Below are 14,737 nucleotides of genomic sequence, written 5' to 3'. Positions count from 1 at the left end.
TCATGAGTGACTATTTTCCCGACATCTTTAACCTCGCCCGGCGAACACTGCCAGGGATGCCAGCAGGACAACCCGCTGGGTTTCGACTTCGCCTTTGCTTACCAGCCAATCGTCGACCTGCGCGATCAGTCCATTTTCGCTCATGAGGCGCTGGTCCGGGGTACGGCGGGTGAAGGCGCTTTGTCGATACTCGAGCAGATCACCGAGGAAAATCGTTACCGTTTCGATCAGCTTTGCCGCATCCGGGCCATTGAAGGCGCAGCTGCTTTAGGCATGCAGAGTCACCTCTCCATCAACTTCATGCCCAATGCGGTTTATCGCCCTGAGCTGTGTATTCGCAGCACCCTGGAGACGGCCAGAAAAAACGATTTCCCTCTCGACAAGCTGATTTTCGAGACACTGGAAAGCCAGCACGTAGATAACTATCGCCATTTGACCAATATTCTGCGTGAATACCGCGAATTCGGCTTCAAGACGGCCATCGATGATTTTGGCTCGGGCTATTCCGGGCTGAATCTACTCGCAGATTTCCAACCGGACCTGATTAAACTCGACATGGCGCTGATCCGCGATGTCGACCGTGATCGTGTCCGTCAGGCCATCGTGCGGGGGATTGTCGCCATGTGTGCGGAACTGGACGTTACAGTCATTGCCGAAGGCGTCGAAAGTGCCGGTGAACGGGACTTTCTGGATGACTGTGGAATATTTCTGATGCAGGGTTACTGGTTCGCCAAACCCGCATTCAAAGCGCTGGCCCGGATTGCTCCCGATGCCTGGACACGTTAATCGCTGGCTGACCCTTTTGAAGACATTTGACCATTTGACCGTTGTCGGTCTGCGCGAGTGGATAGCGCTCCCGGATATGGGAGTGGCGGGCCTGCGGGCGAAGATCGACACCGGCGCCAGCACCTCCAGCCTGCATGCCACCGAGATCGAGCCGTTCGAGCGCGACGGGGAAAAGTGGGTGCGCTTCAATGCGCACCTGGGCACCGTGGTGCAACTGCGCCATCGGCACTGTGAAGCGCCACTGGTGGCGATGAAGACGATTAAAAGCTCCAACGGCCAGGCGCAGGTGCGTTATGTAATCAGCACCACCCTGGCGCTGGGCGATCGGATCTGGCGGGTGGAGTTCACCCTGGCCTGCCGCAAGTCCATGCGCTATCGCTTGTTACTCGGTTCCAAAGCCCTGATCGACGGCCAGTTGGTGGTCAATCCAGGCATCAAATACGTTCAAGACAAGCCGGCATTCCCGGCATCCACTACCCTTGCCACAGGTGTTGCATGAAGATCGCTGTGCTGTCGCGTAACCCGCGTCTGTATTCCACTCGTCGTCTGGTCGAGGCCGGCACCGAGCGTGGCCATGAAATGGTGGTGGTCGATACCCTGCGCGCCTATATGAACATAGCCAGTCATAAGCCGCAGATCCACTACCGTGGCAGGCCACTGGAAGGCTTCGATGCGGTGATCCCGCGGATCGGTGCTTCGGTGACGTTTTATGGTTGCGCAGTATTGCGCCAGTTCGAAATGATGGGAGTGTTCCCACTCAACGAGTCCGTGGCCATCGCCCGCTCGCGGGACAAACTGCGCTCGCTGCAATTGCTCTCGCGACGCGGTATTGGCTTGCCGGTTACCGGTTTTGCCCACTCACCGGACGACATTCCCGACCTGATCGCGATGGTCAACGGCGCACCGCTGGTGATCAAGGTGCTGGAAGGCACCCAGGGCATCGGCGTGGTGATGTGTGAAACCGCTACCGCGGCGGAGTCGGTGATCGAGGCGTTCATGGGCCTCAAGCAGAACATCATGGTCCAGGAATACATCAAGGAAGCCGGAGGTGCGGATATCCGCTGCTTCGTGGTGGGTGAAAAGGTGATCGCGGCGATGAAGCGTCAGGCCAAGCCCGGCGAGTTCCGCTCCAACCTGCACCGGGGTGGCAGTGCCAGCCTGATCAAGATCACCCCCGAAGAGCGCATGACCGCCCTGCGCGCGGCCAAGGTCATGGGCCTGAGCGTGGCGGGCGTGGATATCCTGCGTTCCAATCACGGGCCGCTGGTGATGGAGGTTAACTCCTCGCCAGGGCTGGAAGGGATTGAAACTACCACCTGCAAGAATGTGGCGGGGATCATCATCGAACATCTGGAAAAAAATAGCGGGCCGAATATGACAAGGACCAAGGGCAAGGGCTAAAGAGCAGCTTCAAGCCGCAAGCTCCAAGCTCCAAGCCTGCTTTTCTCTTGCAGCTTGAGGCTTGAAGCTTGAGGCTAACGCTGCTACACCGCATCCCTCGGCAACATCAACCCCAGCGGCAGGCGCACTCGCGCTTCCAGCCCACCGCCTGCGCGGTTGCGCAGTTCTACATTGCCGCCGTGCATCGAGGCGATCCGCTTGACGATGGCCAGGCCCAGCCCGGTGCCTTTGCCGCCTCGGGCGCGGTCGCCACGGGTGAAGGGGTTGAAGATGGCTTCGAGCTCTGACTGATCGATGCCTGCCCCACGGTCCATTACGCTCAACACCACATAAGGCGCGCTGGTGTCGCCCGACACATAAGCGGCCACTTCGACTCCGCTACCGGCGTGATGCAAGGCGTTGCCGATTAGGTTGTTCAACAGGCGCTTCATTGAAACCCGGCGCAACGGGAACGGCTGGATCGGTTCCAGACGCAGGCGAACCCGCTCCTCGTTCTGGTTGTAAGGCGCCGCAACTTCACGCACCAGATCAGTAAGGTCGACCTCTTCGACCGTCTCGTCGCGACCATCGCGAATAAACGCCAGGAACTGATCGAGAATCGCGTCCATGTCTTCGATGTCGCGCACCATGGCGTCAGTGAGGTCGCTGTGGTCACCCATCAGCTCCAGGGACAGCCGCAAGCGGGTCAACGGTGTGCGCAGGTCATGGGACACGCCCGCCAGCATCAGCTCGCGCTCGCGCCCGGCCTGTTCGACGTCCTCGGCCATCTGGTTGAAGGCGCGATACACCTCAGCCATTTCACTCGGAGTGTCACTGATCGGCAGACGCACGCTCCGCCCCTGACCTAACTGGCGGGCGGCATACACCAAGCGCTTGAGGGGCTGGTTGAGCTGACTGACGAAGATCCAGGCCGAGGCTGTGGATAACAACCCGATCGCCAGAAACCAGCCCAGCACGCTCCAGATTTTCTGGCCACGCAGCGGGTGTGGGTACAACGGCACTTTCAACCAGCCATCACCAAGGCTTGGTGCACGCACCCACAGCGCCGGTGGCGCGTGCATGCGCAAGCGAACTTCGGTGTCGGCCCCCAGTTCATCCCGCATCTGTCGCTGGTAGATCTCGCTGTACGGCCAGTGCTGCTCACCTTCCGGCACGCCTGCTCCAACCACCCGAATCAGCGTGGCGGCTTCGGCGATCTTCTCGCGATTCGCTTCGTCCGCAGCCCAATAGGAGCGCAAGGTCAGCGCGACGCCGTGGCTGTATTGGCGATCCACCAGCACGTCTTCGTTCATCAACAGATAAATCAGGGTCAGCGCCTTGGAAAACAGCACGACAATCAGCACCAGCCAGAGGGTGCGGGAGAAGAAACTTTGGGGGAACCACACAGGGGTTTTCATAAAGCAGCAACTACACACTTTGCAGGAGCGAGCGGCGCTCGCGGAATTGCGGATCGCGAGCCGCCCGGGTCGTCGTCATGTGACAGACCACCCGAGAAACCCGCTCCTACAAATCACTGGTCACTTGGTCGCGGTGCCATCCGGCACGAACACATAACCCACGCCCCAGACGGTCTGGATATAACGCGGCTTGGACGGGTCGGGCTCGATCATCCGGCGCAGACGGGAGATCTGTACGTCAATGGAACGCTCCAGGGCATCCCATTCGCGGCCACGGGCCAGATTCATCAGCTTGTCGCGGGTCAGCGGCTGGCGAGCATTCATCACCAGTGCCTTGAGTACCGCGAACTCACCGGTGGTGAGCATGTGTACTTCCTCGCCACGCTTGAGTTCACGGGTGGCCAGGGACAGCTCGTAGTCGCCGAAGGTCACGCTTTCGTCTTCGCTGCCTGGTGCGCCAGGAACCGGCGCCGACTGACGCCGCAGGACCGCTTTGACACGGGCCAGCAGCTCGTCCGGGTTGAACGGTTTGGCCAGGTAATCATCGGCGCCGTCTTCGAGGCCTTTGATGCGGCTCAGCTCGTCGCCCTTGGCGGTAAGCATGATAATCGGTATCTGGTTTTTCGCCATGCGCAGGCGTTTCAGCGCGCTCAAGCCATCTTCACCGGGCATCATCAGGTCGAGTACCACCAGGTGGAAAACCTCGCGCCCCAGCAGACGATCCATTTGTTCGGTGTTCGGCACGGCCCGGGCGCGAAAGCCCTTGCTGACGAAAAAACGTTCCAGCAGGCTACTCAACCCCGGATCGTCATCAACGATGAGAATTTTTTCGCCTTCAGCAGTTTGTGCAGTGCTGCTCATTGGATGCTCCTTTGATCTCGGCGCGCATTATGGCGTAGCTGCCGTTATACGCACCGTGTGCATTGTTAGCAGATTTTTCCTCGATCGCCAGTGAACCGGCCATTTTGCCTACATGGCACGATATCCCCCAAGGGCCGAACGCTGGTTATAATGCGCCGCCTTTTGTGCAGGGCAACGTCTGATCGTTACTGTGGGTGGCCACTCTTTATTTTCCATGGCCGCGCAGTAATTTTTCGATTTCACGGGTCAACAGGGCTGCCTTTTGATCCAGGTAGCGGCGCCGGCCAGGCCGCTCAACCAGACTCGCCAAGCCCGCATCCCGTGGCTGCGAGCCTGCTTTCACAATTTGTCAGGTGGTTTTATGGACAGCATCAACAGCCGCATCGCCGAGGAACTCGGTGTACGCCCGCAACAGGTCGAAGCGGCCGTCGCTCTACTGGATGAAGGCTCCACGGTGCCCTTCATCGCCCGCTACCGGAAAGAAGTGACCGGCAGCCTCGATGACATTCAGTTGCGCCATCTGGAAGAGCGCCTGCGCTACCTGCGAGAACTCGACGAACGGCGCACCAGCATCCTCGCCAGCATCGAAGAGCAAGGCAAGCTGACCCCGGAGTTGGCCCGCGACATCAAACTCGCCGACACCAAGACCCGCCTCGAAGATTTGTACCTGCCGTACAAACAGAAGCGCCGCACCAAGGGCCAGATCGCCCTGGAAGCCGGCCTCGGCGAGTTGGCCGACGGCCTGTTCAACGACCCGACCCTGACTCCGGAATCCGAAGCCGCGCGTTTCGTCGATGCCGAAAAAGGCGTTGCCGATGTCAAAGCCGCCCTCGAAGGCGCCAAGTACATCCTCATGGAGCGCTTCGCCGAAGACGCCAGCCTGCTGGACAAGCTGCGCAGTTACCTCAAGCAGGAAGCCACCCTCAGTGCCCGCGTGATCGCTGGCAAGGAAGAGGAAGGCGCCAAGTTCCGGGACTATTTCGAACACGACGAACCACTGAAAAGCATGCCGTCGCACCGTGCGCTGGCGATTTTCCGTGGCCGCAACGAAGGCATTCTCAGTTCCACGCTGAAAGTCGGCGAAGATCTGCCGGGTGCCATGCACCCTTGCGAAATCATGATTGGCGAGCGTTTCGGCGTGCAAAACCAGAATCGTCCAGCCGATAAGTGGCTGAGCGAAGTGGTGCGCTGGACCTGGAAGGTCAAGCTCTACACCCACCTGGAAACCGATTTGCTGGGCGAACTGCGCGACGGTGCCGAAACCGAGGCGATCAACGTATTCGCCCACAACCTGCACGACTTGCTGTTGGCCGCACCGGCCGGCCCGCGTGCGACCCTGGGCCTGGACCCTGGCCTGCGCACCGGTTGCAAGGTCGCGGTGGTCGATGCCACCGGCAAGCTGCTGGACTACGCCACGGTTTACCCGCACGTACCGAAAAACCAGTGGGACCAGACCATCGCCGTGTTGGCCGCCCTGTGCGCCAAGCACTCGGTGGACCTGATCGCCATCGGCAACGGCACCGCCAGCCGCGAAACCGACAAGCTGGCCGCTGAGCTGATCAAGAAATACCCAGGCATGAAGATGACCAAAGTCATGGTCTCCGAGGCCGGCGCTTCTGTGTATTCGGCTTCGGAACTGGCTTCCAAGGAGTTCCCGGACCTCGACGTGTCGATCCGTGGCGCGGTGTCGATTGCCCGTCGCCTGCAGGATCCATTGGCCGAACTGGTGAAAATCGATCCGAAGTCCATCGGTGTCGGCCAGTACCAGCACGATGTGTCGCAGCTGAAACTGGCGCGCGGCCTGGATGCGGTGGTCGAAGACTGCGTGAACGCCGTCGGCGTCGATGTGAACACCGCTTCGGTGGCGCTGCTGGCACGGATTTCCGGGCTCAACGCGACGCTGGCGCAGAATATCGTGAATCACCGTGATGAAAATGGTGCATTCAAGACCCGCGCTGCGTTAAAGAAAGTCGCGCGTCTGGGCGAAAAAACCTTTGAACAGGCTGCCGGCTTTCTGCGGGTAATGAACGGCGACAACCCGCTGGATTCGTCCGCGGTTCACCCGGAAGCCTATCCGTTGGTCCAGCGCATCGCCGCTGAAACCGACCGCGATATCCGCTCGCTGATCGGTGACGCCAGCTTCCTCAAGCGTCTTGATCCGAAGAAGTACACCGACGAAACCTTCGGTCTGCCGACAGTGACCGACATTCTTCAAGAGCTGGAAAAACCCGGTCGCGACCCGCGTCCAGGGTTCAAGACCGCGGAGTTCCAGGACGGCGTCGAAGACCTCAAGGATCTGGAACTGGGGATGATCCTCGAGGGTGTCGTCACCAACGTGACCAACTTCGGTGCTTTCGTCGATATCGGCGTGCATCAGGACGGTCTGGTGCACATTTCCGCCTTGTCGGAGAAATTCATCAAGGATCCGCGTGAAGCGGTGAAAGCCGGTGATGTGGTCAAGGTCAAGGTCATGGAAGTCGACATCCCGCGTAAACGCATCGGCCTGTCGATGCGCATGAGCGACACCCCGGGTGAGAAAATCGACGGTGCCCGTGGCGCGCGCCCTGGCTCGGCGCAACGCCAGTCGCAAAACACTGCACCGCGTAAAGAAACCACGGCAGCGGCTCCAGCCAATAACGCCATGGCTTCATTGTTCGCCAACGCCAAGCAGTTGAAGAAGCGCTGATGGAAATCCCTGCCGGGCTGACCGAAAGCGCGTTCTTCCAGCTGCTCGGTTGCCGTTTGCACAGTCTTGAGGTCGGGGTGGCGCAAGTCGCCCTGGCTCTCGAGCCGCAATTGCGCAATCGCGGCGGCAAGCTGCACGGCGGGGCCTTGTTCAGTCTGGTGGATATCGCCATGGGGCTGGCCTGTTCCAGCACTCATGGCTTCGACCAGCAGAGCGCGACCATCGAGTGTAAAATCAACTATATTCGCGCAGTGAAGGAAGGCGAAGTGTTATGCACGGCGCGGGTCATTCACCCTGGCCGGCGCACGCTGGTCGTCGAAGCGGATGTGATGCAAGGCGAAAAACTCGTCGCAAAAGCACAAGGCACCTTCGCTGTTCTATAGCTCCCTGCCATCAATTTGAGTTAATTTCGGCGCTACGAACGTGGCGTGGGCGTTTTCTGCCTGCGCCCAAGCCAGATTCAGGGATGAAGCGCAGCGTTTTCATACGGGTCGGTACGACTCAATAACCAGGCGACCACGCCAGTTTTCACTTCACCCTTGTAGACCGTCTTGCCCACCCCCATATTGGGGCGACTGACGCGTGAAGGAATCTAACTTGAGCGAACTTCTCAACCGCCGCCTGGCTCTGCTTGGCGAGCGCGCTAACCTCTCTCTGCTCGAGCAGTGTCTGCATGGTATCGAGCGCGAATGCCTGCGCGTCAACGATACCGGCCGTCTGGCGCAGACTCCGCACCCTGAAGAACTGGGCTCTGCACTGACCAACGAGCAAATCACTACCGACTATTCCGAGTCGCTGCTGGAGTTCATCACTCCGGCCCTGCCTGATCCGGCAGCAACGCTGAGCAGCCTCGACAAGATCCATCGTTTTGCCTACAGCAAACTCGGCAACGAGTACCTGTGGAGTCCATCGATGCCGTGCCCGTTGCCGGCCGAGGAAGATATCCCGATTGCCTATTACGGCACCTCCAACATCGGCAAGCTCAAGTATGTGTACCGCAAGGGCCTGGCCCTGCGTTACGGCAAGACCATGCAATGCATTGCCGGAATTCACTACAACTTCTCCCTGCCGGAGAAACTCTGGCCGCTGCTCAAGCAGGACGAAGGATTTGTCGGTACCGACCGCGACTATCAGTCGGCGGCCTATATCGCACTGATCCGCAACTTCCGCCGCTACAGTTGGCTGTTGATGTACCTGTTTGGCGCCTCGCCGACACTCGACGCGGGCTTTTTGCGCGGTCGCCCCCATCAGCTTGAACAGCTTGATCCAGAGACGCTGTTCCTGCCTTACGCCACCAGCCTGCGCATGAGCGACCTGGGTTACCAGAGCAACGCTCAGGCCGGCCTGACGCCGTGCTACAACGATCTGCACAGCTACACCGACAGCCTGCGCAAGGCCGTGGCCACAGCCTATCCGCCCTACGTCGAGATCGGCACCCATAAGGACGGTGAGTGGATTCAGCTCAACACCAACATCCTGCAGATCGAAAACGAGTACTACTCCAACATCCGCCCGAAACGCGTGACCTACACCGGCGAGCGGCCGATCCAGGCCTTGGTGGCCCGTGGCGTTCAGTACGTCGAAGTCCGTTGCCTGGACATCAACCCGTTCCTGCCGATGGGCATCGATCTGCAGGAGGCACGTTTCCTCGACGCCTTCCTGTTGTACTGCGCGCTGAACGAGAGCCCGCTGATCGCAAACAGAGAATGCGGCAATTGCACCTCGAACTTCCTCGCCGTGGTCAAGGAAGGTCGCCGTCCAGGCCTGCAATTGCAGCGCAAAGGCCAATCGGTGGACTTGAAAGAGTGGGCCAGCGAATTGCTGGAGAAGATTGCGCCATTGGCCGCGCTACTCGATCAAAGCCACGGCGGCAATGCCCACAGCAAAGCCCTGGACGCGCAACTGGCGAAGGTCAAGGATCCGTCCCTGACTCCGTCCGCGCAGGTGCTGGCCGCCATGCATGAGCATAAAGAGAGCTTCACTCAGTTCTCCCTGCGTCAGAGCCAGGCCCATGCCGAGTACTTCCGCAGCGAACCGTTGAGCACTGAAGATCAGGCTCGCTTCGAAGAGCTGGCGCGCAGTTCGTTAGCGCAACAGGCAGAGCTGGAGCAGAAGGAAGTCGGCGATTTCGATGTGTTTGTCGGCGCGTATCAGGCGAGTATTCTGGCGATCAGTAATTAAGCGGCGCCTGTAAAAAAGATCGCAGCCTGCGGGGACCGGTTATCAACCCGCCTTTGTAGGAGCTGCCGCAGGCTGCGATCTTTTGATCCTTAGAATTTTCCGCTCATATGCTAATTCTAAAAAGTTATTTATTTTCTAATTCTTAGATCATTTAGTCTCCTTGTCAGCCGAATCCTCCGGCCGCTTGAACAAGGAGCTTCTCAATGAAAACGTACTTTCCCCTTCGCCTCCTGGCGGCCGCGTCCCTGGCTGCGGCGAGCTTCTTTGCCCAGGCGGCCGACGTTACCGTCGCCTACCAGACCACCGTTGACCCAGCGAAAGTCGCCCAGGCCGACGGCGCTTATGAAAAGGCCACCAAGGCCAAAATCGACTGGCGCAAATTCGACAACGGTGCCGACGTCATTGCCGCAATCGCCTCGGGCGATGTGCAGATTGGCTACCTCGGCTCCAGCCCGCTGACGGCGGCGATTACCCGCAAAGTCCCGGTGCAGACCTTCCTCATCGCCACCCAGATCGGCGCCGCCGAAGCCCTGGTGGCCCGCGACGGTTCCGGGATCAAAACCCCGCAAGACCTGATCGGCAAAAAAATCGCCGTACCCTTCGTTTCCACCGGCCACTACAGCCTGCTGGCGGCGCTCAAGCACTGGAAGATCGACCCGTCGAAAGTGCAGATCCTCAACCTCGCGCCACCAGCCATCGTTGCCGCATGGAAACGCGGCGACATTGATGCGACCTACGTTTGGGACCCGGCTTTGGGCGTGGCCAAGGAAAACGGCAAAGTGCTGATCACCTCGGGCGAACTGGCCAAATTCGGCGCACCGACCTTCGATGCCTGGATCGTGCGTAAAGACTTCGCCGAGAAACACCCGGAAATTGTCACCGCCTTCGCCAAGGTCACCCTGGACGCCTACGCCGATTACCGCAAAGACCCACAAACCTGGCTGGCGGACAAAGGCAACGTCGACAAGCTGGTAAAACTCTCCGGCGCCAAAGCCAGCGACATTCCGTTGCTGCTGCAAGGCAACGTCTACCCGCTGGCGGCTGACCAGGTGCTCACCCTCGGCGCGCCGACCACCAAAGCCATCACCGACACCGCCACCTTCCTCAAGGAACAAGGCAAGGTCGAAGCCGTACTGCCGGACTACGCTCCGTACGTCAGCGCCAAGTTCATCACTAACTGATCGGGAGCAAACAGCGATGGCCTTGTTAGAACTGGAGCGCATCAGCGCACAGTACCCAGGCAGCCCCGAGCCGGTGCTGGCGGACATTTCCCTGAGCCTTGGGCCCCAGCAATTGCTGGTCGCCCTCGGTCCTTCCGGCAGTGGCAAGACCTCGCTGTTGAACCTGATTGCCGGTTTCGTCGAACCGAGTGCCGGGCGCATCACCCTCGACGGCGTGCCGGTCAAAGGTCCGAGCGCCGAGCGCGGCGTGGTGTTTCAGGATGACGCACTGCTGCCGTGGCAGGACGTATTGGCCAACGTCGGCTTTGGCCTGGAACTGGCGGGCATCCCCAAGCCGCAACGAGAAATCCGCGCGCGGGAAATGCTCGCACTGGTGGACCTCGCCGGCTTCGACCAGCGCCGCATCTGGCAGTTATCCGGCGGCCAGAAACAGCGTGTCGGTCTGGCCCGCGCCCTTGCCGCTGACCCGCGCCTGCTGCTGATGGACGAACCCTTCGGCGCGCTCGACGCCTTCACCCGCGAACAGATGCAGGAACTGCTGTTGCAAGTCTGGAAGCGCACCGCCAAACCGGTGTTCTTGATTACCCACGACATTGAAGAAGCGGTGTTCCTCGCCACCGAGCTGATTTTGCTCGCGCCCAATCCCGGGCAAATCGTCGAGCGGCTGAGCCTGGACTTCGGTCAGCGCTATGCCGCCGGTGAATCGGCCCGAACGATCAAGTCCGACCCGCGTTTTATCGAAACTCGCGAACACGTGCTCTCTCGAGTGTTCTCCCAACGCAGCGCCGTCCAGCAGCAGGAGCGCGCATGAGCAGCTACGGATTACCGGCCACGGCCACAAAAACCAGCGCCAGCTCATCCGCGGCGATTGTTGTTCGTCGCAGTCTGAGTACCCGCTGGATCAGCGTACTGACCTTGATTACGCTGCTCGCCCTCTGGTGGGCCGTGACCGCCAGCGGATTGATTGAACCGCTGTTGCTGCCACCGCCCTCGGCGGTCCTGCAAAAAGGCTGGTTACTGGCGACCAGCGGCTACATGGATTCGACCTTGTGGCAGCACCTGGGCGCCAGCCTCAGCCGTATTGGCCTGGCCTTGGGTTTCGCTGTTCTGACCGCAATCCCGGTGGGGATCGCCATCGGCCACAACCGCATCGCCCGCGGCATTCTCGATCCGCTGATCGAGTTCTACCGCCCTATTCCACCGTTGGCCTATCTGCCGCTGATCGTCATCTGGTGCGGGATTGGCGAGTTGTCCAAAGTACTGCTGATTTACCTGGCGATCTTCGCCCCGATTGCCATCGCCACCGCCACCGGCGTGCGTACCGTCGACCCGACCAAACTCCGTGCCGCGCAATCCTTGGGTGCGACACGGGCCCAGCTGATTCGTCATGTGATCCTGCCCAGCGCCCTGCCGGACATTCTCACCGGTGTGCGCATTGGCCTGGGTGTCGGCTGGTCGACCCTGGTCGCCGCCGAATTGATCGCTGCCACCAGCGGCCTGGGCTTTATGGTCCAGTCGGCGGCGCAATTTCTGGTCACCGATGTGGTGGTGCTGGGGATTCTGGTGATCGCGCTGATCGCCTTCACCATGGAAATGGGCCTGCGCGCCCTGCAACGCAAGCTGGTGCCGTGGCATGGCCAGGCGCATTGAACAGCACTGATTACGCCGACACTTCGGCGCTGAATTCGAGAAACGATCATGAGCCTGAGCATTACTCCCCTTAGCTGCGCCCTTGGCGCCCGGATCAGTGGCGTCGACATCACGCAACCGCTGAACGTCGAGCAACGCGACGCCATCGAGCAGGCGCTGCTCAAGCATCAAGTCCTGTTCTTTCGTGAGCAGCCGTTGAACCCACAGCAACAGGCGCGGTTCGCCGCCAACTTCGGTGACCTGCACATCCACCCGATCTACCCCAATGTGCCGGAGCAACCTGAGGTGCTGATCCTCGACACAGCGCAGACCGACGTCCGCGACAATGCCGTCTGGCATACCGACGTGACCTTCCTGCCGACCCCGGCCCTGGGCGCGGTGCTCAGCGCCAAGCTGTTGCCGGCGTTTGGTGGCGACACCCTGTGGGCCAGCGGCATCGCGGCTTATGAAGCACTGTCGGCGCCGATGCAAAACCTGCTGCAAGGGTTGACCGCGACCCATGACTTCATCAAATCCTTCCCGCTTGAACGGTTCGGCACCACCACCGAAGACCTGGCGCGCTGGGAAGAGGCGCGCAAGAAGAACCCGCCGCTGTCGCATCCGGTAATCCGCACTCACCCGGTCAGCGGACGCAAGTCGCTGTTCGTCAATGAAGGCTTCACCACCCGTATCAATGAGCTGTCGGAAACCGAAAGCGAAGCGATCCTGAAACTGCTGTTCGCCCACGCCACCCGCCCGGAATTCACTATCCGCTGGCGCTGGGAAGAGAACGACGTAGCCTTCTGGGACAACCGCGTCACCCAACACTTCGCCGTCGACGACTACCGCCCGCAACGGCGCGTGATGCACCGGGCGACGATATTGGGGGATGTGCCGTTTTAAGATCAAAAGATCGCAGCCTGCGGCAGCTCCTACGGGGACCGGTTATCAACCCGCCTTTGTAGGAGCTGCCGCAGGCTGCGATCTTTTCGGCAGCACACCGGATTACAAGACTTACTCAGCCGTAGAAGGCTTCTCCCACAAATTAATCCCGCCTTCTTGGGCAAAGCGGTCGATTTCGGCCAACTCCTCTGCACTGAAGCTCAAATTTTTCAACGCCCCGACGTTTTCGATGATCTGCTCCGGGCGACTGGCGCCAATCAGCGCGGAGGTCACCCGGGTGTCACGCAGGGTCCAGGCCAGGGCCATTTGCGCGAGGCTTTGGCCGCGGCGTTGGGCGATTTCGTTGAGGGCGCGCACGTGGGCAATATTGGCCTGCGACAGGTGCGAGGCTTGCAGCGAACCGCCGCCCGGACGGTTCACCCGCGCATCCTTGGGTACACCGTTGAGGTATTTATCGGTCAGCAGGCCCTGGGCCAACGGAGTGAAGGCGATCACCCCGGCGCCGAGTTCATCGGTTGTATCCAGCAGGTCTTTTTCCACCCAGCGGTTGAGCAGGTTGTAGGCTGGTTGATGGATCAACAGCGGCACTTTCCACTCTTTCAGCAAAGCTGCGATTTCACGGGTTTTGGCCCCGGAATACGACGAGATACCGATGTACAGCGCCTTGCCTTGCTGCACTGCTGTGGCCAGCGCACCGGCGGTTTCTTCCAGAGGAGTATCCGGGTCGAAGCGGTGCGAATAGAAGATGTCCACATAGTCGACGCCCAACCGCTGCAGGCTCTGATCGAGGCTTGCCAGCACGTATTTGCGCGAACCGCCGCCCTGACCATACGGACCGGGCCACATGTCCCAACCGGCTTTACTGGAGATGATCAGCTCGTCGCGGTAGTGCTTGAAGTCTTCGCGCAACAAACGGCCGAAGTTGATCTCGGCGCTGCCGTAGGGCGGGCCATAGTTGTTGGCCAGGTCGAAGTGATTGATGCCCAGGTCGAAGGCAGTGCGCAGCAACGAGCGCTGGGTATCGATCGGCGTGCTGTCGCCGAAGTTGTGCCACAGGCCCAGGGACAATGCCGGCAGCACCAGACCGCTGCGTCCGACGCGGCGGTAGGGAATGGAGTCGTAGCGGTTTTCGGCAGCAATATAAGTCATCGAATCCTCTTTGGTTGGAGTCTGCGGTGTCTCTGAAACTCTGAAGGTCGTTGCGACCTTATCGCGAGCAAAGTCTTCTCATCATATTCAATACGGCACCGCTACCGCGTGATCGTTCCCCCACATATGCGCGAGGGAACGATCACCTGCTTCACGCCGACAATTCTCGCAATGCCGCCGCAGCCAGAAATCCGGACCGTGAGCTGTAACGACGGTCCCGTTTTACGGTTTGATCGATACGCTCAAGCAACTGCTCAGGAAGCGTGGCGTTGAAGCGTACCGATTTCCCGAAGTAAGGCGTCACGTCAAACTCGACCACACCCCATACACCGCCGGCATAGTCGGGATTATCAAGGTGATCATCTATCTCGTGCACTTGTGGAAGTGGATCGCCATCGGCGACCAGTCCTTCGTAATGCAAGGACAATGCTTCTTTCACGTTTTCGAATGCTTGCGACACAGTGCTACCTGCGGAGAAGCAACCCGGCACATCAGGGACAATCACTCCATAGTCTGAGTCGGCATCCTTGTGCAGAACGACTGGGAATTTCATGTTGGTGGAC

The 14,737-nt window shown here is 59.9% G+C and carries 14 protein-coding genes; 10 read left to right on the top strand and 4 right to left on the bottom strand.

The features are described 5' to 3' along the window. Nucleotides 1-6: 6 nt before the first annotated feature. The 3 genes from rimA to rimK are packed head-to-tail and all read left to right on the top strand — an operon-like array spanning nucleotide 7 to nucleotide 2,187. On the top strand, nucleotides 7-786 hold the full coding sequence (gene rimA, locus ACA064_RS01055; protein ID WP_497671730.1) for a S6 modification regulatory phosphodiesterase RimA: 780 nt from the start codon (nucleotides 7-9) through the stop codon (nucleotides 784-786). 16 nt (nucleotides 787-802) lie between these two features. Further along, entirely contained in the window at nucleotides 803-1,285 is a 483-nt protein-coding gene (rimB, locus tag ACA064_RS01050; RefSeq protein ID WP_497674147.1) for a retropepsin-like aspartic endopeptidase RimB, read from the top strand. Further along, a complete protein-coding gene (rimK, locus tag ACA064_RS01045) occupies nucleotides 1,282-2,187 on the top strand; it encodes a 30S ribosomal protein S6--L-glutamate ligase (protein WP_497671729.1) in 906 nt (301 codons plus the stop codon). Before rimB ends, rimK begins: the two co-directional genes overlap by 4 nt. 83 nt (nucleotides 2,188-2,270) lie before the next feature. On the opposite strand, the gene ACA064_RS01040 is transcribed toward rimK, so the two are convergent. Both ACA064_RS01040 and ompR read right to left on the bottom strand, forming a co-directional pair. Next, the gene (locus ACA064_RS01040; RefSeq protein WP_497671728.1) at nucleotides 2,271-3,584 is read right to left on the bottom strand and encodes an ATP-binding protein; all 1,314 of its coding nucleotides are present in this window, start codon (nucleotides 3,582-3,584) and stop codon (nucleotides 2,271-2,273) included. Nucleotides 3,585-3,704: 120 nt separating this feature from the next. After that, on the bottom strand, nucleotides 3,705-4,445 hold the full coding sequence (gene ompR / locus ACA064_RS01035) for an osmolarity response regulator transcription factor OmpR (protein WP_489358688.1): 741 nt from the start codon (nucleotides 4,443-4,445) through the stop codon (nucleotides 3,705-3,707). 361 nt (nucleotides 4,446-4,806) lie between these two features. Here ompR and ACA064_RS01030 point away from each other — a divergent pair, with 361 nt between their 5' ends. From ACA064_RS01030 to tauD, 7 genes are all read left to right on the top strand, one after another. Beyond that, the gene (locus ACA064_RS01030) at nucleotides 4,807-7,131 is read left to right on the top strand and encodes a Tex family protein (protein ID WP_497671727.1); all 2,325 of its coding nucleotides are present in this window, start codon (nucleotides 4,807-4,809) and stop codon (nucleotides 7,129-7,131) included. Continuing rightward, the gene (locus tag ACA064_RS01025; protein ID WP_497671726.1) at nucleotides 7,131-7,514 is read left to right on the top strand and encodes a PaaI family thioesterase; all 384 of its coding nucleotides are present in this window, start codon (nucleotides 7,131-7,133) and stop codon (nucleotides 7,512-7,514) included. Before ACA064_RS01030 ends, ACA064_RS01025 begins: the two co-directional genes overlap by 1 nt. 214 nt (nucleotides 7,515-7,728) lie before the next feature. Next, complete coding sequence (gshA, locus tag ACA064_RS01020) at nucleotides 7,729-9,312, top strand: glutamate--cysteine ligase (RefSeq protein ID WP_497671725.1); 1,584 nt, start codon at nucleotides 7,729-7,731, stop codon at nucleotides 9,310-9,312. A 203-nt stretch (nucleotides 9,313-9,515) separates the two neighbouring features. Beyond that, a complete protein-coding gene (gene tauA / locus ACA064_RS01015) occupies nucleotides 9,516-10,493 on the top strand; it encodes a taurine ABC transporter substrate-binding protein (protein ID WP_497671724.1) in 978 nt (325 codons plus the stop codon). Between the two features lie 16 nt (nucleotides 10,494-10,509). Next, nucleotides 10,510-11,304 (top strand): taurine ABC transporter ATP-binding subunit, encoded by a 795-nt coding sequence (gene tauB / locus ACA064_RS01010; RefSeq protein ID WP_497671723.1) that lies wholly within the window; start codon nucleotides 10,510-10,512, stop codon nucleotides 11,302-11,304. After that, a complete protein-coding gene (gene tauC / locus ACA064_RS01005) occupies nucleotides 11,301-12,143 on the top strand; it encodes a taurine ABC transporter permease TauC (protein WP_497671722.1) in 843 nt (280 codons plus the stop codon). The genes tauB and tauC overlap by 4 nt, the downstream gene beginning before the upstream one ends. A gap of 48 nt (nucleotides 12,144-12,191) precedes the next feature. Further along, nucleotides 12,192-13,025 (top strand): taurine dioxygenase, encoded by an 834-nt coding sequence (tauD, locus tag ACA064_RS01000; RefSeq protein WP_497671721.1) that lies wholly within the window; start codon nucleotides 12,192-12,194, stop codon nucleotides 13,023-13,025. Nucleotides 13,026-13,136: 111 nt separating this feature from the next. Here the strand turns inward: tauD and mgrA are convergent, their stop codons facing one another. Together mgrA and ACA064_RS00990 are read right to left on the bottom strand one after the other, a co-directional pair. After that, entirely contained in the window at nucleotides 13,137-14,174 is a 1,038-nt protein-coding gene (gene mgrA / locus ACA064_RS00995; RefSeq protein WP_497671720.1) for an L-glyceraldehyde 3-phosphate reductase, read from the bottom strand. 151 nt (nucleotides 14,175-14,325) lie between these two features. Then, complete coding sequence (locus ACA064_RS00990; protein WP_150641424.1) at nucleotides 14,326-14,727, bottom strand: type II toxin-antitoxin system HicB family antitoxin; 402 nt, start codon at nucleotides 14,725-14,727, stop codon at nucleotides 14,326-14,328. Between the last annotated feature and the right edge of the window lie 10 nt (nucleotides 14,728-14,737).

This window comes from Pseudomonas sp. LBUM1658 (assembly GCF_059716055.1).
The sequence above is the reverse complement of the archived record's forward strand: the minus strand, read 5'-3'. Positions and strand labels throughout refer to the sequence as shown.

Bases quoted from the DNA above. Each gene is read 5' to 3' on its own strand.
- tauD (WP_497671721.1), top strand. From the start codon at position 12,192: ATGAGCCTGAGCATTACTCCCCTTAGCTGCGCCCTTGGCGCCCGGATC.
- tauA (WP_497671724.1), top strand. From the start codon at position 9,516: ATGAAAACGTACTTTCCCCTTCGCCTCCTGGCGGCCGCGTCCCTGGCT.
- tauC (WP_497671722.1), top strand. From the start codon at position 11,301: ATGAGCAGCTACGGATTACCGGCCACGGCCACAAAAACCAGCGCCAGC.
- rimK (WP_497671729.1), top strand. From the start codon at position 1,282: ATGAAGATCGCTGTGCTGTCGCGTAACCCGCGTCTGTATTCCACTCGT.
- mgrA (WP_497671720.1), bottom strand. From the start codon at position 14,174: ATGACTTATATTGCTGCCGAAAACCGCTACGACTCCATTCCCTACCGC.
- ACA064_RS01025 (WP_497671726.1), top strand. From the start codon at position 7,131: ATGGAAATCCCTGCCGGGCTGACCGAAAGCGCGTTCTTCCAGCTGCTC.
- ACA064_RS01040 (WP_497671728.1), bottom strand. From the start codon at position 3,584: ATGAAAACCCCTGTGTGGTTCCCCCAAAGTTTCTTCTCCCGCACCCTC.
- tauB (WP_497671723.1), top strand. From the start codon at position 10,510: ATGGCCTTGTTAGAACTGGAGCGCATCAGCGCACAGTACCCAGGCAGC.
- ACA064_RS01030 (WP_497671727.1), top strand. From the start codon at position 4,807: ATGGACAGCATCAACAGCCGCATCGCCGAGGAACTCGGTGTACGCCCG.
- ompR (WP_489358688.1), bottom strand. From the start codon at position 4,445: ATGAGCAGCACTGCACAAACTGCTGAAGGCGAAAAAATTCTCATCGTT.
- ACA064_RS00990 (WP_150641424.1), bottom strand. From the start codon at position 14,727: ATGAAATTCCCAGTCGTTCTGCACAAGGATGCCGACTCAGACTATGGA.